This window comes from Candidatus Neomicrothrix sp., from assembly GCF_035329545.1.
GTDB lineage: Bacteria > Actinomycetota > Acidimicrobiia > Acidimicrobiales > Microtrichaceae > Microthrix > Microthrix subdominans.
Genome location: NZ_DAOLGP010000024.1, coordinates 24540 through 43546, shown reverse-complemented (window position 1 = coordinate 43546; position 19007 = coordinate 24540). Strand labels below are relative to the sequence as shown.

Sequence of the window (19007 nt, the reverse complement as noted above, 5' to 3'; positions counted from 1 at the left end):
CCCCAGACTAAGGCTTCAGTGTGCCGAGAGCAGACGGGCCAGATCGGCCAGCTCGGCGGTGCCGGTACCGCAGCAGCCACCGATCAGCCGTGCGCCGACGTCCAACCACCGTCGAAGGCGCTCCGGATCCGGGGTCGAGGGCCCCGCCCCGTCGAAACGGCCGTCCGCTGCGTTCCATGCGCCACCCAGGTTGGGTTTGGCCACCAGGGGCAGCCGTGTGACCCCTGCGAGGCGCTCCAACGCTGGTGTGACGTCGGCTGGTGCGCAGCAGTTGACCCCGACCGCGATCGGCTTCAGCGCTCCGCCGCCGAGGATCGGAGCCAACGCCTCGTCGACCGGCTCGCCGGTCGGGCATCGTCCGTCCGAGCGAACGGTCATCGTCACCACGATCTCGGGGACGGGCAGTCCCTGCTCCCCGAGCGCCGTCGACGCCCGGACCAACTCATCGGCGAGCACCTCCGCCTCGATCCCGTCGGGGAGCGTCTCGCACCACCAGACGTCGGCTCTCGTCGAGGGTCGCCGTTGCGCCTCGCCCCACACCGTCAGTCGGCCCCGGTGAAACTCGGCCAGTTCGCTTCGTGCGAGGGCGTAGCGGCCCCGGTACTCCGACCCGTCGGCCAGCGCCGCCCCATAGGGGCCGATCGATGCCGCCACCCACGCCGGCCCCGGCCGCTGTGCCCTCATGCTGTCCCGGGCCGTCACCGCCCGGCGCGTCGCCTCGACGAGCAGTTCATCGGCCTCCTCGGGCCGACGACCGGAAGCCACCGCACCCATGCGGCTGACCTGATAGCCGGCGGCGAGCACCACCCGGGCACCGGCGCTGATCATCCGCGCATGGGCCTCCTCGATCGCGGCGGGCCGGGTGGCCAGCGCCTCTCCGGTCCACAGCGCCGACCCGCCGCCCGACGGCGCCGCTCCCAGCTCGGCGAGCACGGTCGACAGCCCGCCGTCCGCCATGACCGGCCCCCGGCCCAACGCCTCGGCCAGCGAGCCCGGGACCGGCGCCATCAAGGGCGCTCCCTGCGATTTCTCCCGACGGCGTAAGCGGCCACCGCCGCAGCGGCGCCGACGTTGAGCGAGTCGACCGCTGCGGAGAGCGGGATTCGCACGCACGCGTCGGCGCTCGCCAATACGCTCGCGCTGAGGCCCGGTCCCTCGGCTCCGAGCAGCAGCGCCACCCGGTCGTCTGGCCCGAGCGCCACCGCCCCGATGTCGACGGCATCCTCCGAGGGGGTCAGCGCCAGCAGGGTGAAGCCCGCTGCGCTCAACGGATCCAGGCCACCGGGCAGGGCGTCGAGCCATGCGTGGGGTACGGCGAACACCTCCCCCATCGACACCCGCGAGGCCCGGCGGTACCACGGGTCGGCACATGTCGGGTCCAACAACAGCGCCTCGACGCCCATTGCCACCGCGCTGCGGGCGATCAACCCCAGGTTCACCGGGTTGACCACGCCCTCGAGCACGGCGACTGTGCGGGCGTTACCCACCGCCGCCGCCACAGTCAGCGGCTCGGGGCGCTCGAAGAGCCCCATCGACCCACGATGGGCCCTCGAACCCGTGATCGCCTCGACGACGTCGGGTCCCGCTGCGAGCAGGCTGGCCCCCGCCGCGATCGCCTGGTCGGCCCCGGTGGGAAGGGGATCGGTCCTCCCGGCATCGACGAGTAGGGCGACCAACCGGTGCCCCGCCCGCAGGGCGCGCTCGGTCACCAGGTCGCCCTCGGCGAGAAACCGGCCGAACGTCGTCCCCCCCTCGGTGCGTCGGCGTTGCGCAAGCCGGCGGTCCCGCAGCCCGACGAAGTCGGCGACCAACCGGTCACCCGCATCGGCAACCGTGATGGCCCCGGGAAGCTGCGCTGCCGCTGGAGTGGCCACCGCCCCCAACCTAGGTCCAGCCAGGCTGTACCGTCGGGCCACGTGTGGAGATTCCTGCCATCGACCCCCGACCCGGAGGAGCTGAAGGAACTCGCTCGCGCCAGTCGTGAGGTGCTGTTGGTCTCGGCGTTGGTCGGCGCCATCGCTGGCCTGGCCGCCGTCGTCTTCGAGGTGGCGGTCTTCGAGATGCTCGGACTGTTCCGTGACCTTCCACTGTGGACCGTGGCGATCGGGCCGCCGCTGGGGATGGTCGCCGCCCACTTCATCCTTCGCACCGTCGGGGGCGGGGCGACGCCATCGACCTCGGACGAGTACCTGAAACGCTTCCACCAGGAGGGCGGCGTGCTGGGCGGAAAGCCGTTTCGGGGTCGGGTGCTGGCCAGCGCCGTCGCTTTGGGCACGGGCAACATGTTGGGTCTCGAAGGCCCGGCGATCTACCTCGGAGCCTCGGCCGGCGCAACCGTGCAACGCCGCCTGCCCCGCCTGTTCGGGCGCATCGACCATCGGCTGCTGCTCGTCGCCGGTGCAGCCGGCGGTGTCGCCGCCGTCTTCCGCGCACCGGCCACCGGCGCCATCTTCGCCATCGAGTCGCCCTATCAAGGGGACCTGGCCCACAGCTCCCTGCTGCCGGCCCTGATCGGCGCGTCGACCGGCTACGTCACGTTCTCGCTGCTCCTCGGCAACGAGCCACTGTTTCCCGTCGAGGGCGCCACCGACGTGATGGTGCCCCAACTTGGCATCGCCCTGCTCGTCGGGGCCGTCGCGGGTCTGGTCGCCCGCTGGGGCGCATCGGCCCTGGCGCTGGCCAAGCGCCTCTCCACCCGCGGCCCCGACTGGAGGCGTCTGCTGCTGGCGGGCACGGTGATCTCGGCGACCAGCGTGGCGGTACGCCTGGCCGCCGACACCCCGGGCGTGCTCGGCCCCGGCTACGGGCTGGTCAACTGGGCGCTCGAGGACAACCGGGCAATCTGGGCGCTGGTCATCATTCTGATCGCCCGCAACCTGGGCACCGCTGCGTCGGTGGCCGGGGGCGTTCCCGGCGGGTTGTTCGTGCCGCTGGTGGTCGCCGGTGCGCTGCTCGGGCGACTGTGTGGGGAGCTGATCGGCACCGAGAGCACCACGCTGTATCCGGTGATCGGCATCGCCGCAGTGCTCGGGGCCGGATACCGGGTGCCGCTGGCCGCCGTGATGTTCGTCGCCGAGACCACCGGGCGGCCCGGCTTCGTCGTGCCGGGGCTGCTCGCAGCGGTGGCGGCCGAACTGATGATGGGCTCCCACAGCTTCACCGCCTACCAAAAGAAGGCGCAGCTGGTGTCGGGCAATCGACGCAGCCGCGGCGCTGGGCGGGGCAGCGATCCGCTGACCGGCGAGATACGCACGGTCGGCCCCGACGCCGACGGGGCGCCGCCCCTGTCGACCGGACGCCCCGTCGTCACCGGCGAGCAACCGCCGGTCGCCGAGGTGGTGCGGCCTCCCGTCGGTGAGCCGACCAGACCGAAGCTGGTCGATCAGCGCAACGACACGTCGGAAATCCAGCAGCTGGCCACCGGCGGCGTCCGTCAGGTGACCGGTGAGGTCCGCCACCTGACCGGGGAGATGAAGCCGATCACCGGCCAGGGCCAATCCGAGGGGCCCCCTCCGGTCGGGGATGCCAAGCTGCCCGAGCGGGAACCCCCGCTGCCACCCGCCGCTCCCCCGCCTGCGCTGCCCGGCGAGGTGCTGTTGCCGTCGACCCGTCAGTGGCTGGCCCCCGATCCGGATGCTGACGCCGAGACCGAAGCCGTCGATGCCGAAGCCGAAGCGGCGGCCGACGCCGGCCCCGATACCGCGACCGAGACCGGTGCCAGGGACCCGTTTCCCAAGGACTTCGACGCCGAATAGTCCGCGCCGGTGATCGCCCCTCCGGGTCGGCCCTGAGTACCGCTGCCAGGTGCCGCCGACCGGCACTGCGCCGATCGCCCCGGCCGAGTAGTCGCAGATCCCGTCCTCGAAGATCGCCTCGAGTCCCTGGCGCTGTACGGCGCTGAGCTCGACGGCAAACGTGCCGTTGGCATAAGAGGGTAGACCGATTCCCTGCCCACGCGTCGTCCCCAGCCATGGCCATCCGGGAGTGGAGAGGTACGTCAGGGCGCGCTTTGAGCTCCCAAGTTTCGGTTGGGATGGGTTTACAGGTTGCGTGTGGCTCAAGCAGTTCGAGCACCTGCCCCTGCTCGACTGTGTCGGGTTCGTCCGGCTTGGGGTGGCGCTCGACGATCAGTGGCGGCAAGGCGGGCGGTCGCCGTGGAACTGGCTGAAGCGGAAGCGCCCCTGCACAATTTCGGTGGGATGCTGGGCAGTGGCGAGCTCGACCCCGTCTCGTCCCGGTCAGCACCGGCGGAGCGAGCCGGGCGGCTGCGGCGTAACTCCGTGGTGGCGAAAGCGCCGGCGGTGGGCCAGGAACCGGCCACGTTGCGGGACCTGGACGGATCTGCCCATCGAGGCCCGGCACAGGTGCATGGAGGAGCCATTCGAAGTGAGAGGGGTGGTCAAGGCGGGGAAGGGTGGGCCCCGGTTCAAGCCGGACCGGGTGGGCAACAGATGAAAGGCATGAATGCGTCTCCGGAACGGGCGGAAGCAACGGTAAAGAGACTTAGGACGGCATAGTCCAAATCAAATAGCGATCCTCGAACTGCGCCTCTCACCACCTCGGTAGTAGACAATTCCCTCAGCTCTGTGACCCATCCAGGAGGCATTGTAATGAGTGATCAGGCACAGGGCCCGGGGTGGTGGCAAGCCTCGGACGGCAACTGGTACCCGCCGCAGGCCGCCCCTCAACCGCTTCCGCCCACTACTCAAGGCGTACCAATTGCCACCGGTCCGAATCCAGGTTCGGGAGATATCGGAGTAAACGAGCAAACGCCCTGGTACGAACAAATCTGGGTTCTCGCCCTGTCATTACTGTTTTGCTTCCCAATTGGGTTGATCTTTGTGTGGATCAACAAGCGGTTCAGTCAGACCACCAAAATTGTTGTCACTGCGGTAGTACTTGCATTAGCTACGATCGCTGGGATCACCAATTCCTCGAGCCCGCCAGTTGAAATGAATGAGGCCGGCGGGTCCGCTACAACCGTGAAACCAACCACAACCGCGAAACCAACCACAACCGCGCCGCCAACCACCGCGGCCCCACCGCCAACCACCGCGCCCCCACCGCCAACCACCGCGGCCCCACCGCCAACCACCGCTGCCCCACCGCCAACTGAGCCGGCCCGGTCGGTCTCGGAGCAGCAGGCGGTTCGCGCTGCTCAGTCATACTTGGACTTTTCTGGCTTTTCCCGCCAAGGACTCATCGACCAAATCTCATCTGAGTATGGTGATCAATTCAGCGTGCAGGACGCCACGGCCGCTGTTGACAGTTTGAACGTCGACTACAACGCCGAAGCGGTCCAAAGCGCAAGCTCCTACCTTGAGTTCTCCGGCTTTTCCTGCCAAGGGCTGATCGACCAGCTTTCGTCCGAGTACGGCGACCAATACACGATCGATCAGGCGAACTTCGCAGCGAGTCAAGTGGGGCTCTGTTGACAGTCTGATGAAACGTGTGCACCCGGCTGAGAGCCGACGGCAAATGCACAGCCAAAGGACATCATCGCTCCCCATCCGCCCGGTCCTCGACTGGGGGGTGCCGCATCTTGTCGCATTTGCTGCGGGCCCCTCCAGCAAACGAGGCCCGATACCCTCCCCCGTGGAACGACGGTTCACTGCTCTACCAGGGGGAGATTGCGATGAGGGCCGAGTTGGTCAAGCGGGTTCGAACGGGCGAGCTGCACCCCAGGGAGCTGGTCGCCGAGGCACTGAGGCGCATCGAGGCCGACGACCCAGCGATGAACGCCGTCGTTGGCCTGCGGGCGGAGGAGGCGCTCGCCGATGCCGAAAGGGTCGACCCGACCGGACCGCTCGCCGGGCTTCCGGTCCTGGTCAAGGATTTGATCGACGTCGCCGGCATGCCCACCACGATGGGCAGCGACTGGCTGGCCGACGCTCCACCCGCAGCTGCGGACGGCCTGGTCGTCGCCCGGCTGCGGGCGGCCGGCGCCATCGTGGTCGGAAAGTCGAACACTCCGGCGTTCGCCCACACCGGGTTCACCACCAACCGCCTCTTCGGGAGCACGCGCAACCCCTGGAACCGCGACCGGTCACCAGCCGGGTCGAGCGGCGGGTCGGCCGCAGCGCTCGCGGCCGGCATGGTGCCGCTGGCCACCACCTCCGACGGCGGGGGCTCGGTTCGCATCCCCGCCTCGGCGTGTGGCCTGGTCGGCTACAAGCCGACGACCGGCGCAGTCGGCCGCGACGTCAAACCTGCCTGGCCGTCGCTGTCGACGTTGGGCGCCACCGCCACCTCGGTCGCCGACGTCACCGTCGAGGCCAGCGTGATCCTCGGCGGCACCCCCGGCGACCCGATGTCGATCCCCTCAGGGGCGATCGACCTCCAGCCCCGTCGGCCCCGCCGGGTCATCGCCACCCCCACCTTCCGGGCCGACGTCGACGCCGACGTGCGCCGAGCGTTCGACGCCGCCTGTGCCTCGTTCGAGGCGGCCGGCGTCGAGGTGGTTCAGCGCAGCGGCCTGGTGCCGACCGACGCCACGCTCGCCTGGTTCACGATCGCCAGCGCCGATCTCGCCCACGCTCTCGAGCCTCACCGCAACCGCTGGGAGGAGGCCGAGGACAGCCTGGCGCTCATGCTGGGCTTCGGCGCGGCGGTGACCACGGCCGACTACCTGGCCGCCGACGACACCCGCTGGCTGCTCAGCGCAGCAATCGACGCCGTCGTCTGCGATCCGGAGGCTCCGGACACGATCTTGATGTCGCCGGTGACCAACGTCGGGTCATGGGGCCCGGAGGGGCCGCTGCCCACCCGCGCCGGCACCACGGACGACCTGGCGATCGCCACCAACACCACCGACCTGAACATGACCGGTCACCCGGCGGTGTCGGTGCCGACCGGGTTCGACGACCACGGCGTGCCGGTCGGCATGCAGCTGGTGTCGGCCCGCTACGACGACGGACTGGCGCTCGGCGCGGCGGCGCTCCTCGAGGAGGTGGCGCCCTGGCCGTTGCACCCTGCCGGTTACTCGCCGTTTGGGCCTTTCTGAACCTCAGCCGCCGAGCAGCTCGCGAATGCGCTCCTTGGGGCGCCCGATGATGGCGGTGTCGCCGGCGACGACCACCGGCCGCTGCATGATCATCTTGTTGGCCAGGATCGTCTCGACGATCTGATCCTCGGTCGCCACGTCGGCGTCGCTCAGCTCCAGCTTCTTGAACAGCGCATCCCGGCGCACCAGGGCGGTCGGCTCGTCCTCCAGCTTGGCGATCAGGTCACGCAGGGTCGCCTCGTCCGGCGGGTCCTTGCGGTAGTTGACAAGCTCGTAGTCGACGCCCAGTTCCTCAGCAATGCTCACGGCATTGTTGGACGAGCCTCAATTGGGGTTGTGATAGATGGTGACGTTGGTCATCTGGCCACCATAGGCCGCCGCCGCCGGCCTAATCGTCGGCAACGCCTTGCCCAACCTGGCAGGCTCGGCCGATGGCCGCCGCGGAACTATTGACCGTCACCTCGCCCCTCGAGGGCAGGGTCGTCGAGCTCGCCGTCGCCGCCGGGGACCGGGTCGGTGCGGGCTCGATGCTCGCCATCATCGAGTCGATGAAGATGCACCACGACGTGGTGGCACCCGCCGCCGGGGTGATCGTCGAGGTCGCCACCGCAGCGAACCTCCAGATCGGGCGCGGCGCCGTGATCGCCACGCTTCGCGCGGGCGAAGGTGAGGGCGAGGCGAATGCGGCCCAGGCGTCGGTCGATGAGATCGACCTCGAACTCGTGCGCGACGACCTCGACGCAGTGCGACGCCGCCACGACGTCGGGCTCGACGACGCCCGGCCCCATGCGGTCGCCAAGGTGCACGGCAGGGGCCGACGAACCGCCCGGGAGAACCTCAACGACCTGGTCGACGACGGCTCATTCGTCGAGTACGGACCGCTGGTGATCGCCGCCCAGCGCCAACGTCGCAGCGTCGACGACCTGATCGAACGCACCCCCGCCGACGGCCTGGTCGGCGGCCTGGCCACGATCGGAGCCGAGGCGGTCGGAGCCGACCGGGCCCGAGCGATGGTGCTGTCCTACGACTACATGGTGCTGGCCGGCACCCAGGGGTATCAGAACCACCGGAAAAAGGATCGACTCTTCGAGCTGGCCGAGCGGCGGCGCCTGCCGGTGGTGCTCTTCGCTGAGGGGGGCGGCGGCCGGCCGGGCGACACCGACACCACCACGGTATCGGGCCTGGACACGATGGCGTTCCACCTGTTCGGCCGCCTGGCGGGAACCGTGCCGCTCGTCGGCATCGCATCGGGTCGCTGCTTTGCGGGCAATGCCGCCCTGTTGGGCTGCTGCGACGTGGTGATCGCCACCGAGGACGCCAACATCGGCATGGGCGGCCCGGCGATGATCGAGGGTGGGGGCCTGGGCACCTTCACCCCGGAGGACATCGGCCCGATCGACACCCAGCACGCCAACGGCGTCGTCGACGTCCGGGTGGTCGACGACGCTGCCGCCGTCGCGGCTGCCCGCCGCTACCTGGGCTACTTCCAGGGCCCGATCGAGCCGGATGCCGACCTCGTCGCCGATCAACAGGTTTTGCGCCACCTCATCCCGGAGGACCGGCTGAAGGTCTACGACGTGCGGGCGGTACTCGACGCGCTGGTCGATGTCGACAGCCGTATGGAGCTGCGCGACGGCTACGCCCCCGGCATCATCACGTCGCTCGCCCGCATCGACGGCCACCCGATCGGCCTGGTCGCCAACGATCCCGCCCACCTTGGCGGGGCGATCGACGCCGAGGGTGCCGAGAAGGCCGCCCGATTCCTCCAGCTGTGCGACACGCACGGGCTGTCGATCCTCTTCGCCTGCGACACCCCCGGCTTCATGGTCGGCCCCGAGTCGGAATCGGCGGCCGCCGTGCGCCACATGAGCCGGCTGTTCGTCGTCGGCGCCAACCTGTCGGTGCCCTGCGGCACCGTCATCCTGCGCAAGGCCTACGGGCTGGGCGCCCAGGCGATGGCCGCTGGCAGCTTCAAGGCGCCGGAGTTCGTCGTCGCCTGGCCCACCGGTGAGCTGGGCGGCATGGGACTCGAGGGGGCGGTCCGGCTGGGGTTTCGGGCCGAGCTGGAGGCCGAGGCCGATCCGGCCAAACGCCAGGCACTCTTCGACGACCTGGTCGCGGCGGCCTATGACCACGGGCGGGCCACCAACGTGGCCGCCCAGTTCGAGATCGATGACGTGATCGACCCGGCCGACACCCGACGCTGGGTGTGCGCCGCTCTGCTCGGACCAAATGTGACCTCGGCGCACTCGGGCGGGTCAGAACGCCGATGACCTCACCACACGACGTCGCCGGCGGCCCGAACCGCAACGGTGACCACGCCCCCGACCGGACCTCGGCGCAGGCCGGAACCCCCGCCGACCGCCCCGGCGACGACCCCACCCCATCCAGCGTGGCGGCGGGGCCAGCCCCCCTCGCTCCCGGGAGGGACGACGCTCGGCGAGCGCCCCTGGACGAGCGCTCCGCCGACGAGGACAACGCCTACCCCGAGAACCCGACCGACGAGGTGATCGACGACATGAGCGACGACCCAGCCGACGACGCGGCCACCGATGAGCGGCGGGGTGCCACCATCCGGGAACGGCTCGGTGAGGCCTGGGACGATGCCCGTGAGCGGCGCCATGAGGAACAGCTCGAACACGACGCCGAGTCCGACGACCCGGAGGGTTGGGCCAGCGCGCTGCTCCAAACCGCCGACCCCAAGGAGTACTTCGACAGCGTGTCTGGCCTGGCTCGTTCGGACCACAGCTCACTGCTGTCGCCGTTGGAGTTCGACCCGGACGTGCCGTTTCACTATCCAACGGCCACCACCGTCGAGCCGGAGCCGCAGGGCATCGAGACGGTCCAGCTCTACGCCCAGACCGCCTCCCCGCTCTTCGACCGCCAGATCGCTGCCCCATTCGCGGATCCCGGGCGGGCGGACCTGCTCGCCGACATCCATCACCGGCTGATGATCGACGGGCGCAACGTGGCCCTGATCACCAACCACGGTGACATCGTCGACATCGCCGTCGTGCTCGCCGGCCTGACCGTTGCGATGTGTGATGGGCGCACCTATGGCGTGTTGGAGGAGGAGCTGGATCTGGTCGACCTGGCCGACCACTTCAACATCATGGTGAGCCGCATGGTGACCACCCGCGCCGCCTTCGGCATTCCCGCTGTGTCGGTCGTGTCCAACATGGCCCGGACCTTCCTGTCGCTCCCCCAGACCCACTCCCGTCGACGGGCCCGGATCGATCCCGATCTGGTACGGGCCTCCAACGTGCTGATGCGCGCCGACCTCGGGCGTCAGCTGGCCAAGGGCGGGCAGTTGCTGGCGATGGCGGCCAGCGGTTCCCAGGACCTGTCGCTGGCGGTCAACTTCGCCGCTCGCGTGCGCAACGCATGGCAGGGCTTCCGTGGCGAGGACAACGAGGGGCCCAGCCTGCACCTTCAGCCGCTCTACTCGGGCACGATGAAGATCATGTTGGAGTGCGAGGATGTGCTGCCGTTGGCGGTGTGCATGGACCCGAAGAACCCGGCGACCGAGCTGGGTTCGATCACCCGCGTCCGCACCGAGGACGACTGCCACCGGGTGATGGACTGGATCGCCGCCGCCCACCAGCGGGCCACCGGCATCACCACGGTGTACCACGATGCCGAGGACGACCTGCTGGCCAACATCCGGGCCGCGATCTCGCGCTGAGGTCGCCCGGTTCGCTAAAGGCGGGCCACGACCAGCGCGATGTCGTCGCCGTCGGAAGCCCGGTCGGCGCCGACGCGAAGCAGCCCTTCGGCAACGTTCTCGGGGGTGCCGCGCCCGACGCGACCCAAGCGGGCGGTCAGCGCCTCGATGTCGGCATCGATGTCCCCGCCGCGCGACTCGATCAACCCATCGGTGTAGACCAACAGCGTCGAGCCGGGCTCGTAGGGCACGGTGACCGGGTCTCGTCGATCGGCCCCGACTCCGAGCGGCGGACGCAGGCCAGCGGGCAGGCGGGCGGCCGGGCCGTCCCGCGGCATCAGAAGCGGCGGCGGATGCCCCGCCAGCACCGTGCTCAAGGTCTTGGCCTCGGTGTCGACGATGACGGCGGCCACCGTCGCCATCGTCGTCTGGTTGCGAAGTCCGAGCACCTCGTCACAACGGCGGAACAGCTCGCTTGGTGACGTGCCGGTCTGGACCAGGGTGGAGATCACGGTGCGCAACTGCGACATGCGCGCAGCGGCACCGGCGTTGTGGCCGACGACGTCGCCGACGATCAGCGCTGTGCGCCGGGAATCGATCGGCACGACATCGAACCAGTCGCCGCCGAAGCCCAGCGAGTCGATCGCTGGGACGTAGCGCACCGCCACCTCGATGTCCTTCACCAGCGGGGGCGGGCTGAGCAGTGCGGTCTGTAGCGACGAGACCAGCGCACGCCGATCGACGCCCGCCCGGGCACGACCCAGCGTCTGGGCGCACAGGTCGGCGATCACCTCGAGCTGGGCCACCGGAAAGTCGTCCCGGGCCACCTCGTAGTTCCAGCCGGCGGTCAGCAGCCCGAAGATCGAATGGTCCGGTCGCCGCAACGGGACGGTGGCGGTGGCGACCACACCCACGGCATCGGCGATTTCCACGTCGCTCGGGTACTCGATCAGCCGCTGGGTCCGGCTTCCGACCAGCACGGTTTCGCCCGTGGCAAGCACGCGGTCGAACAGCGGTCGGTCGCCTCGCACCGGCTGGAACGAGCTGATCTTCGTCGGATCCTCGGCGGCGAGCAGCTCGAAAACTCCGGTCTGGGAGTCGGCCTGGCCCACCACCATTCGGTCGGCGCCGACGACCGGTGGGCCATCATGAACGATCGCCGTGGCCACCTGGTCGACCGTCTCCGCAGAGCTCATCCGCCGCGTGAGCTTCGCCAACTGTTCCAGGCGCCGCCGATCGTGGGCCCGTTCGGTCACGTCGGCGACCAGGGCGCCGATCCCGAGCGGCTCGTCGCCATCGTCGATACGGAAGTAGCCGACCGAGCACACCAGCTCGTCGTTCGGCGATGCCGAAGGCCGGGCGGTGACCTCGACGTCGGCGATCGGTTCGCCGGTGCTCAGAACGCTGCGAATCAGCGGGTCGAGCTGTTCTGCCATCTCCGGAACGATCTCGGCCAGGCTGCGCCCCAGGTGATCGGCGGCGGCGGTGTCGTTGATCTTTGCGAGCGCCTCGTTAACCAACCGAAACCGCAGCTCGGTGTCGAGGAACCCAAACCCGCCGGGAGAACGGGCCATCATCGCCTCGAGGATCGACCGGGAGCGATGGTCGAGGACCCCCTGCCGGTCACGCTCCACCAACTCCCCGGCGAGGGCTGCCAGCTCGATCAGCAGCGCTGCGTCGTCGGCCGTCCAGCTGCGAGCTTCGGTGTCGACCACGCACACGGTGCCGAGCACATCACCTTCGGTCGAGCGCAGCGGCGCCCCCGCCCACGCGACCACCCCCATCGACTCGATCGAAGGGTTGTGACGCGTTCGCGCGTCGCTTCGAGCGTCGTCGATCAGCAGAACGTCGCCCAGCCCGACGACGTACTGACAGAACGACTCTTCCACCCTGGTGTGGCGCTCCGACCGATCGTCGCTCGGCATCCCGACACAGGCCAACCAGTTGGAATGATGGTCATCGACGAGCGTGACGAACCCAAATGGGGCACCGAGAAGCCGAGAAGCGAGCTTGGCGATTCGATCGAAGGCGGGATCATCGGTGTTAGTCGCCAGACCGGTGGCGCCGACCGCCGCCAGCCGTTCGGGGTTGGCGACCTGTGCAGCGACCATCGAAAAGAACGCTTCAAGCGAGCCGGTCGAGTCGTGGGACACCGGTAGACACTAGGTGAGTTCGCACCGAGCCGCCGGGGCAACCTCACGTTGCGATGGGCTGCGACGCACTTCGACGGGTTCAGCTGCCGGCGCGGTTCGAGCGAACGCCAACTGCGACTCGCCAGCCGACCAGACCCACCCCGAGCACGGCGCCGGTCACGATCACGAAGCTGGCCGCCGTCCCATCGCCGAACACCAACCCGCGCAACACCAGGCCGAGCACCGCCGTGCCCAGCCACACCGTCACGCCATCGGGCCACACCAAGCGCAGCGATGGGAGGGCTGCAGTTGCGGCCTCACCGCCGTTCGAGCGGTGCCACAGCACGAGCGCTGCCCATGACAGGGCGGCTGCGATCAGGAATGGCGCAGCGACACCCAGCACCGACGCCGGCGAGAGCCGCTCCTCGTGGCTGTTTCTGCCCATGAGGACGAACGCCAGGATCACGGCGACATCGGCCAAGGCGGTCAACGCCAGCGCGCTGCCCGGAGAACGCCTCTTGGCGGCATCGGAACGTTGGGGAACCGGTTCGGTCTCGAGGGCCATGGTCGGTCAGGCTAGGCCGCTCGGGCGATCGCCGGGGAGCGCCGGTTGCGGCCCCGTCGGGCCGCCGAAGCCCTCGCCGCCATGACCCGCCCGTCGGGTGGGCCGCTAGGTTGCGACCACCTAACACCCGGAACCGAACCGTCCGGACCCGAACGAGGCCGTCATCGACCCATCGACCCAAGTCGACATCTCGCCACCCTCCGCTCCCCACTTCGTCGAGTTGGTGGCGAATACGGTCGATCGATTCGGCAATCGCCCGCTGATCGAGGCACACGACCGCATGACCGAACTGAGTTATGCCCAGGCGTGGGCCTGGGCCGGCTCGGCGGCCGAGTCTTTGCGCCGCGCCGGTGCCGCGCCCGGGCAACGCTTGGTTGTGAGGACCCCGAAGTCCATCGGATCGCTCATCGCCTACCTGGCGGCGCTGCGCCTGGGTGCGGTGTGGGTGCCGGTCGCACCTCAGGCCACTCCCTCCGAGGTGAACTACGTGTTGGAGGACGCCTCGCCGACCCTGGTGATCGACGGAGTCGGGGCCGTCGACGACCTCGTCGGCAGCCGGCCCTGCGCCGACGAGCACCATCCCCCGGCCGTCGACCTCGACGAGCTCGACGGCGACCGACCCTGCGCCATGCTGTACACCTCGGGAACGACCGGCCGACCCAAGGGCGTCCCCATCACCGGCGCTGCGCTCGGCGCCAACACGACGGCGCTGGTCGAAGCCTGGGGCTTCAGCGAACACGACACCCTCGTCCACTCGCTGCCCACCAACCACGCCCACGGATTGTTCGTCGCCCTGGGGTGTGCGCTGGCCTCGGGGGCAACCCTGAGATGGGTCGACCGCTTCGACGCTGCGATCGTGGCGGACCTGCTCCCCGGCGCCTCCTCGTTCATGGGCGTGCCCACCCACTACGTGCGGCTACTCGACGAGCCCGGCTTCGATCGGGGCGCGAGCACCTCGATTCGGTTGTTCACCTCCGGGTCGGCCCCCCTCCCGACCGTGACCTTCGACCGCATCGCCGAGCGGACCGGCATCGAGGTCGTCGAGCGATACGGGATGACCGAGACGCTGATGCTCACCTCCAACCCGCTTGACGGGCCGCGCAGGCCCGGCTCGGTAGGGAAAGCGCTGCCCGGCGTCGAGGTGCGGCTCGGGCCGGCCGACCCGGCCAAGCCAGACCCCGACTCGGTCGTGGGGATGGTCGAGGTGCGCGGCCCGAGCGTGTTCGACGGGTACTGGGGGCGTCCGCCGGACCCGAGCGACCGCACCGCGCCCGCCCACCCCGGCGATGCCGCCTGGTTTCGCACCGGCGATCTGGGGCGCTGGGACGACGACGGTTACCTCTTCCTGGTCGGCCGCTCGTTGGACCTGATCATCTCCGGTGGGCTCAACGTGTACCCGGCCGAGGTGGAAGCGGTGCTCGAACGCCACCCGTCGGTGGTGGAGGTGGCGGTGATCGGCCTCCCCGACGACGAGTGGGGGCAGGTGGTCGCCGCAATTGTCGTGCCATCGCCGGATCATCGTCCGCTCGACGCCCTCGGCGACGAGCTGGTCGAGGCGGCGCGCTCCGAGCTGTCCGCCTACAAGATCCCCCGCCGCCTGCACTGGACCGATGCCCTGCCCCGCAACGCGATGGGCAAGGTGGACAAGGTGTCGCTGCGTGACGCCTTCGGCCGGCCATAGCCGCCCGGCCGGCATCGGACTTGCCCGGCCGACCCGCTGGGGCCTAACCCAGAGTGCATGCGCAAGCTCTCGATCCTCCTCCCCCACAGCCGTGGCACCCGCCACGGCGGATCGGGGGCACCGTGGTCACCTGGGGCTTCCAGCCTGCCCGCCCTCGACGAGTTCCGCGCCCAGGTGGTGTCGGCCGCCGACCTGGGAGACGCTCCGACCAAGCGAAGCATCGAGCGCTTCGACGGCGTGCTGTATCGGGAGCTCGATTACCCCTCGCTCAACGCCGCCGCTCGGCGTCGGGCCCGCTCCTCGGTGCTGATCTTCAACGGTCTGCTGGGCGCATCCGGCCTGAGCGACCCAATGCCCGACCATCGCCTCGGCCCCGGCGATCGCCTGGAGCCGATGGGCCGCCTGGCCTCGTGGTGGAAGCCGCACCTCACGCCGGTGCTCGCCGATCATCTCAAGGGCGCCATCGTGTGGGACCTGCTCCCCCAGGAGCACTCGGCCGCGTGGGACCCCACCGCCGTCGACACCCACCTGCGTATCACCGTGCGTTTCGTCAACGTCGAGGGTGCCACCGTGTCGCACTGGAACAAGCTCTTGAAGGGTGCCCTGGTGCGACACCTGGTCACCAACCGCCTCGTCGAGCCGGAGGCGCTGGTCAGGTTCCGTCACCCGGCGGGCTACCGACTGGACACCGCGGCCTCGACGCTCGACGGGCCCGAGCCCTACGTGGTGTTCCGCGCCGACTTCTGAGTGCCACTTCGCCGGCACCACCCCGCCCCGTGGCACACTGCGCCCATGGGGCACCGATGAGAGCAGCGCTGTTGGAGATCGCCGGGGGGCCGGTGACCATGATCGACGACTTGGAGGTCGCCGGACCCGGCCCGGGGCAGGTCACGGTCGAGGTCGAGTGGTGCGGGCTGTGTCACAGCGACCTGTCGATGCTCGAGGGCAGCCACCCCGCCCCGATGCCGATCGTGCTCGGCCACGAGGTGGGCGGCCGGATCGCCGAGCTGGGCGCCGACGTCACCGGCATCGCCGTGGGCGACCCGGTCGTCGTCACCCCGATCCCGCCGTGCGGGCGCTGCTACCACTGCGTGCGCGACCAGGCCAGCCATTGCGTCAACTCGGCGTCGTTGCTCACCAACGCCCTCCCCGACGGCTCGACCGGCCTGTCGAGGGGTGGCCAGAGCGTCTACCGCGGCCTCGGCGTGGGCGGCTTCGCCCAGCGTGTTCTCACCACCGAGACCGGGGTGGTCCGGGTGCCCGAGGACGTCCCGCTCGAGGTGGCCAGCGTGGTCGGCTGCGCTGTGCAGACCGGGTTGGGTGCGGCGTTCAACACCGCTCGTGTGCGTCCGGGCGACACGGTCGCGGTGCTCGGCCTGGGCGGCATCGGCATGTCGATCGTCGCCGGGGCCCGCATCGCCGGGGCCAACCGGATCGTGGTGTCCGACCCGCAACGCCACCGCCTGGACCTCGCCTCCGACTTTGGCGCCACCGACTTTATCGATCCGAGCAGCGAGGACGTAATCGCCCGTGTGCAGGCGGTCACGGCCGGGATCGGCGTCGACTGCGCCTTCGAGGCAGTCGGCTCGGCCCGGGTGGTCGAAACAGCGCTGGCTGCCACCCGCAACGGTGGCACCACGGTGCTGGTCGGGGCCGGCCCGATCGAGGAGACGATCGAGCTGTCGCCGACGTTTTTCGCCATCTCGGGCAAGCGCCTGATGGGCTGCCTGCTCGGCGGCGTCAACTCGCTGCGCGACATCCCGATCATCTTCGAGCTGTACCGATCGGGCCGCCTCGACCTGGAGTCACTGATCACCGACCGTCGGCCGCTGGCCGAGCTCGACCGGGCCGCAGAGGCGATGAAGGCCGGCGAAGGGCTTCGCACGCTGCTCTCGGTCTAGGGCCGGCGACCCAGCCCCCGCCCGAGCCACAGCCCAGCCGCCGCCGCAGCGATGCCCGCCACCATGGTGGCGAGGCCATAGGCCACCGCTGGGCCGACGCGCCCCTGCCCCAGCCGGGTGTCGAGCTCGACCGCCAGCGTCGAATAGGTAGTGAAGCTGCCGAGCAACCCGACGCCCAGCAACGGGCGAAGGTACCGGTGGCTGCGGAACCGGTCGATCGCCACAGCGGTCAACAGTCCGAGCAGCAGGCTGCCGGAAACGTTGGCGATCAACGTCGCCCAAGGGACGCCAAGATCGTCCGGCGGCACCAACCTGGCCAACCCGAAGCGGGCGAGGGCCCCGAGCGCCCCACCGACCGAGACGGCCAGCAGAACGTCGAATCCGGGCCAGACCTCCCCGCGCGGGCCGTGTCCCGGGCGCTCGAGCAGGTCGGGGTCGACCGACGGGCCGCGTTCGCCGTTTCCGGCTGAGAGATCAGCGGGCATCGCCGGCCAGGGTACCGGCGGGCCGTCCGTCCCACCCGGTGAACCGCCCCCACCCGTAGGATCCCAGCCGTGGTTTGGTTAATGGTTGGGATCGGCGGGGCGCTGGGCGCGCCGATGCGCTTCCTGACCGACCGGTGGATGCAGTGGTGGGCTTTCGGCGACCACGAGTCCCACGCCTGGCCGCTGGGCACGTTGGTGGTCAACCTGGCCGGCGGGTTCATCCTCGGCCTGATCGTCGGGGCGACCCGCGACGGTTCGCTGGGCCCGCTCCCCGCCGCCGCCCTGGGCACCGGCCTGTGCGGGGCGCTCACCACCTTTTCGACCGTCTCGGTCGAGGTGGTGCGCCTGGTCGAGGACGATCGCTGGGCCGGCGCCGCAACGGTGGCCCTCACCAACCTGATCCTCAGCGTCGCGCTGGGCGCCGTCGGGCTGCGGCTGGCTACCGTGCTGTTCTGAACGGCACCCCCTGCGATGAACGGCTAGGCATCACCGGTCTCGTGTCGCCACCGTTCCAGCTGGCGACGGTCGCGCTTGGTTGGTCGGCCCGAGCCACGATCGCGCTGAGCCCAGGCCGCCACCGGACCCGCCCGCTCGGGTCGGTCCTCGGACAGCACCCGGTAGCTGGCCTCGGCCAGCGGCGCGCCGACCCGTTTGGAGCGCAGCTCAAGGACCTCCACCTCGAGACGCCAGGTGCCGCGCCGCACCTCCACCCGGTCGCCAACCACCACCCGGGCCGACGGTTTGGCGGCATCACCGTTGAGACGGACCCGGCCCGCCTTCACCGCCTCGTTGGCAGCGCTGCGAGTTTTTGCCATGCGTACCGCCCACACCCAGGCGTCCAGCCGGGTGGCGCCGTCACTCACCCGTCGCCTGCGTCGATCACGACGGTCGTCTCCGCCCGTTCGACCCAACCGGCCGGCACCGAGCGGTCCCCGGCGAGCAGAGCCGACGCCGCCTGCGCCTTGGCCTGCCCCGGCGCCGCCGACTCGACCCACCACACCCTCGCCCCGGCGGCGTCGAGCACCGGGTAGGTCATCGTCAGGCGCCGATGTCCCTGATAGAGCCCGGTGAGGGCGACCGGGTCGGACCTGACCTCAAGCACCGGATCGCCGGGCACCAACGATGCGGTGTGGCCGTCGGGGCCGAGGCCCAGCTGGACCACATCGAAGCTCGACCCAACACCTGTGGCCCGGGCCAGCCCGGCTCGGGCGGCGTCGAGCCAGCCGCCCGGGTCGACCAGCTCGACCGGCAACAGCTCGACGATCGCCGGGCGCACGGGCAGGGCGTCGAGCAGCCGCTCGACGAGCACCGCGCCGTTGCGGTCGGGCTGATCGAAGTCAACGACGCGCTCGTCCACCTGGGCCACCCCCACCCGGCCCCAGTCGACCACCAGGTCGGGCGACGGCGGATCGGCGGCCAGCGTCACCAGCTCGTCGAACACCGGGCCAACCGTCGATCCGCCCGAGAACGCCACCGAGGCCCAGCCGCGCTCGGCCTGCGCCACAGCGATCAGGCGGGCGGTCACCTGCGCGCACGTCGCTGCGAACTGGTCCGGCGACGTGTACTCGACCTGCAC

At 70.2% G+C, this 19007-nt stretch carries 17 protein-coding genes; 9 read left to right on the top strand and 8 right to left on the bottom strand.

What is annotated here, in order from left to right:
* Positions 1–15: 15 nt before the first annotated feature.
* Both mmuM and PKD89_RS13300 read right to left on the bottom strand, forming a co-directional pair.
* Positions 16–1008: a homocysteine S-methyltransferase gene (gene mmuM, locus PKD89_RS13305; protein ID WP_324332494.1), complete on the bottom strand. Its 993-nt coding sequence runs from the start codon at positions 1006–1008 to the stop codon at positions 16–18.
* Entirely contained in the window at positions 1008–1874 is an 867-nt protein-coding gene (locus tag PKD89_RS13300) for a TrmH family RNA methyltransferase (RefSeq protein WP_287389862.1), read from the bottom strand. Before PKD89_RS13300 ends, mmuM begins: the two co-directional genes overlap by 1 nt.
* A gap of 42 nt (positions 1875–1916) precedes the next feature.
* Between PKD89_RS13300 and PKD89_RS13295 the strand changes: the two genes are divergently transcribed.
* The 3 genes from PKD89_RS13295 (at position 1917) to PKD89_RS13285 (ending at position 7003) form a co-directional block, all read left to right on the top strand.
* Positions 1917–3755 (top strand): chloride channel protein, encoded by a 1839-nt coding sequence (locus tag PKD89_RS13295; RefSeq protein ID WP_289011412.1) that lies wholly within the window; start codon positions 1917–1919, stop codon positions 3753–3755.
* Positions 3756–4610: 855 nt separating this feature from the next.
* The gene (locus PKD89_RS13290) at positions 4611–5435 is read left to right on the top strand and encodes an Ltp family lipoprotein (protein WP_289011413.1); all 825 of its coding nucleotides are present in this window, start codon (positions 4611–4613) and stop codon (positions 5433–5435) included.
* A gap of 200 nt (positions 5436–5635) precedes the next feature.
* The gene (locus PKD89_RS13285; RefSeq protein WP_289011414.1) at positions 5636–7003 is read left to right on the top strand and encodes an amidase; all 1368 of its coding nucleotides are present in this window, start codon (positions 5636–5638) and stop codon (positions 7001–7003) included.
* Between the two features lie 3 nt (positions 7004–7006).
* On the opposite strand, the gene PKD89_RS13280 is transcribed toward PKD89_RS13285, so the two are convergent.
* Positions 7007–7309 (bottom strand): arsenate reductase family protein, encoded by a 303-nt coding sequence (locus PKD89_RS13280; RefSeq protein ID WP_287378921.1) that lies wholly within the window; start codon positions 7307–7309, stop codon positions 7007–7009.
* Between the two features lie 125 nt (positions 7310–7434).
* Between PKD89_RS13280 and PKD89_RS13275 the strand changes: the two genes are divergently transcribed.
* Positions 7435–9276, top strand: a complete 1842-nt coding sequence (locus PKD89_RS13275) for a carboxyl transferase domain-containing protein (protein WP_289011415.1) — start codon at positions 7435–7437, stop codon at positions 9274–9276.
* On the top strand, positions 9273–10688 hold the full coding sequence (locus tag PKD89_RS13270) for a hypothetical protein (protein ID WP_289011416.1): 1416 nt from the start codon (positions 9273–9275) through the stop codon (positions 10686–10688). Before PKD89_RS13275 ends, PKD89_RS13270 begins: the two co-directional genes overlap by 4 nt.
* 14 nt (positions 10689–10702) lie before the next feature.
* On the opposite strand, the gene PKD89_RS13265 is transcribed toward PKD89_RS13270, so the two are convergent.
* A complete protein-coding gene (locus PKD89_RS13265) occupies positions 10703–12820 on the bottom strand; it encodes a GAF domain-containing SpoIIE family protein phosphatase (protein WP_289011417.1) in 2118 nt (705 codons plus the stop codon).
* 79 nt (positions 12821–12899) lie between these two features.
* Entirely contained in the window at positions 12900–13364 is a 465-nt protein-coding gene (locus tag PKD89_RS13260) for a DUF3054 domain-containing protein (RefSeq protein WP_289011418.1), read from the bottom strand.
* 223 nt (positions 13365–13587) lie between these two features.
* Between PKD89_RS13260 and PKD89_RS13255 the strand changes: the two genes are divergently transcribed.
* Genes PKD89_RS13255 through PKD89_RS13245 form a run of 3 tightly spaced genes read left to right on the top strand, consistent with a single transcriptional unit; the run spans position 13588 to position 16946 of the window.
* Positions 13588–15045: an AMP-binding protein gene (locus tag PKD89_RS13255; RefSeq protein WP_289011419.1), complete on the top strand. Its 1458-nt coding sequence runs from the start codon at positions 13588–13590 to the stop codon at positions 15043–15045.
* 57 nt (positions 15046–15102) lie between these two features.
* Positions 15103–15792, top strand: coding sequence for a YaaA family protein (locus PKD89_RS13250; RefSeq protein WP_287389885.1), 690 nt, complete (start codon positions 15103–15105; stop codon positions 15790–15792).
* 56 nt (positions 15793–15848) lie between these two features.
* Positions 15849–16946: a Zn-dependent alcohol dehydrogenase gene (locus PKD89_RS13245; RefSeq protein ID WP_289011420.1), complete on the top strand. Its 1098-nt coding sequence runs from the start codon at positions 15849–15851 to the stop codon at positions 16944–16946.
* On the opposite strand, the gene PKD89_RS13240 is transcribed toward PKD89_RS13245, so the two are convergent.
* Positions 16943–17431: a fluoride efflux transporter FluC gene (locus PKD89_RS13240; RefSeq protein WP_289011421.1), complete on the bottom strand. Its 489-nt coding sequence runs from the start codon at positions 17429–17431 to the stop codon at positions 16943–16945. The two genes, PKD89_RS13245 and PKD89_RS13240, sit on opposite strands and share 4 nt — an antisense overlap.
* Before the next feature lie 69 nt (positions 17432–17500).
* Between PKD89_RS13240 and PKD89_RS13235 the strand changes: the two genes are divergently transcribed.
* Positions 17501–17887 (top strand): CrcB family protein, encoded by a 387-nt coding sequence (locus tag PKD89_RS13235; protein WP_287389888.1) that lies wholly within the window; start codon positions 17501–17503, stop codon positions 17885–17887.
* Between the two features lie 23 nt (positions 17888–17910).
* Here the strand turns inward: PKD89_RS13235 and PKD89_RS13230 are convergent, their stop codons facing one another.
* Together PKD89_RS13230 and PKD89_RS13225 are read right to left on the bottom strand one after the other, a co-directional pair.
* Positions 17911–18294: an RNA-binding S4 domain-containing protein gene (locus PKD89_RS13230; protein ID WP_287389889.1), complete on the bottom strand. Its 384-nt coding sequence runs from the start codon at positions 18292–18294 to the stop codon at positions 17911–17913.
* Positions 18291–19007 carry a 6-phosphogluconolactonase gene (locus PKD89_RS13225; RefSeq protein ID WP_324332493.1) on the bottom strand — a complete coding sequence of 239 codons (717 nt, stop codon included), beginning with the start codon at positions 19005–19007 and terminating at the stop codon, positions 18291–18293. The genes PKD89_RS13230 and PKD89_RS13225 overlap by 4 nt, the downstream gene beginning before the upstream one ends.

Excerpts from the sequence above, each read along its gene's own strand:
- PKD89_RS13260 (WP_289011418.1), bottom strand. The coding sequence starts at position 13,364 with ATGGCCCTCGAGACCGAACCGGTTCCCCAACGTTCCGATGCCGCCAAG.
- PKD89_RS13270 (WP_289011416.1), top strand. The coding sequence starts at position 9,273 with ATGACCTCACCACACGACGTCGCCGGCGGCCCGAACCGCAACGGTGAC.
- PKD89_RS13240 (WP_289011421.1), bottom strand. The coding sequence starts at position 17,431 with ATGCCCGCTGATCTCTCAGCCGGAAACGGCGAACGCGGCCCGTCGGTC.
- PKD89_RS13275 (WP_289011415.1), top strand. The coding sequence starts at position 7,435 with ATGGCCGCCGCGGAACTATTGACCGTCACCTCGCCCCTCGAGGGCAGG.
- PKD89_RS13250 (WP_287389885.1), top strand. The coding sequence starts at position 15,103 with ATGCGCAAGCTCTCGATCCTCCTCCCCCACAGCCGTGGCACCCGCCAC.
- PKD89_RS13245 (WP_289011420.1), top strand. The coding sequence starts at position 15,849 with ATGAGAGCAGCGCTGTTGGAGATCGCCGGGGGGCCGGTGACCATGATC.
- mmuM (WP_324332494.1), bottom strand. The coding sequence starts at position 1,008 with ATGGCGCCGGTCCCGGGCTCGCTGGCCGAGGCGTTGGGCCGGGGGCCG.
- PKD89_RS13290 (WP_289011413.1), top strand. The coding sequence starts at position 4,611 with ATGAGTGATCAGGCACAGGGCCCGGGGTGGTGGCAAGCCTCGGACGGC.
- PKD89_RS13285 (WP_289011414.1), top strand. The coding sequence starts at position 5,636 with ATGAGGGCCGAGTTGGTCAAGCGGGTTCGAACGGGCGAGCTGCACCCC.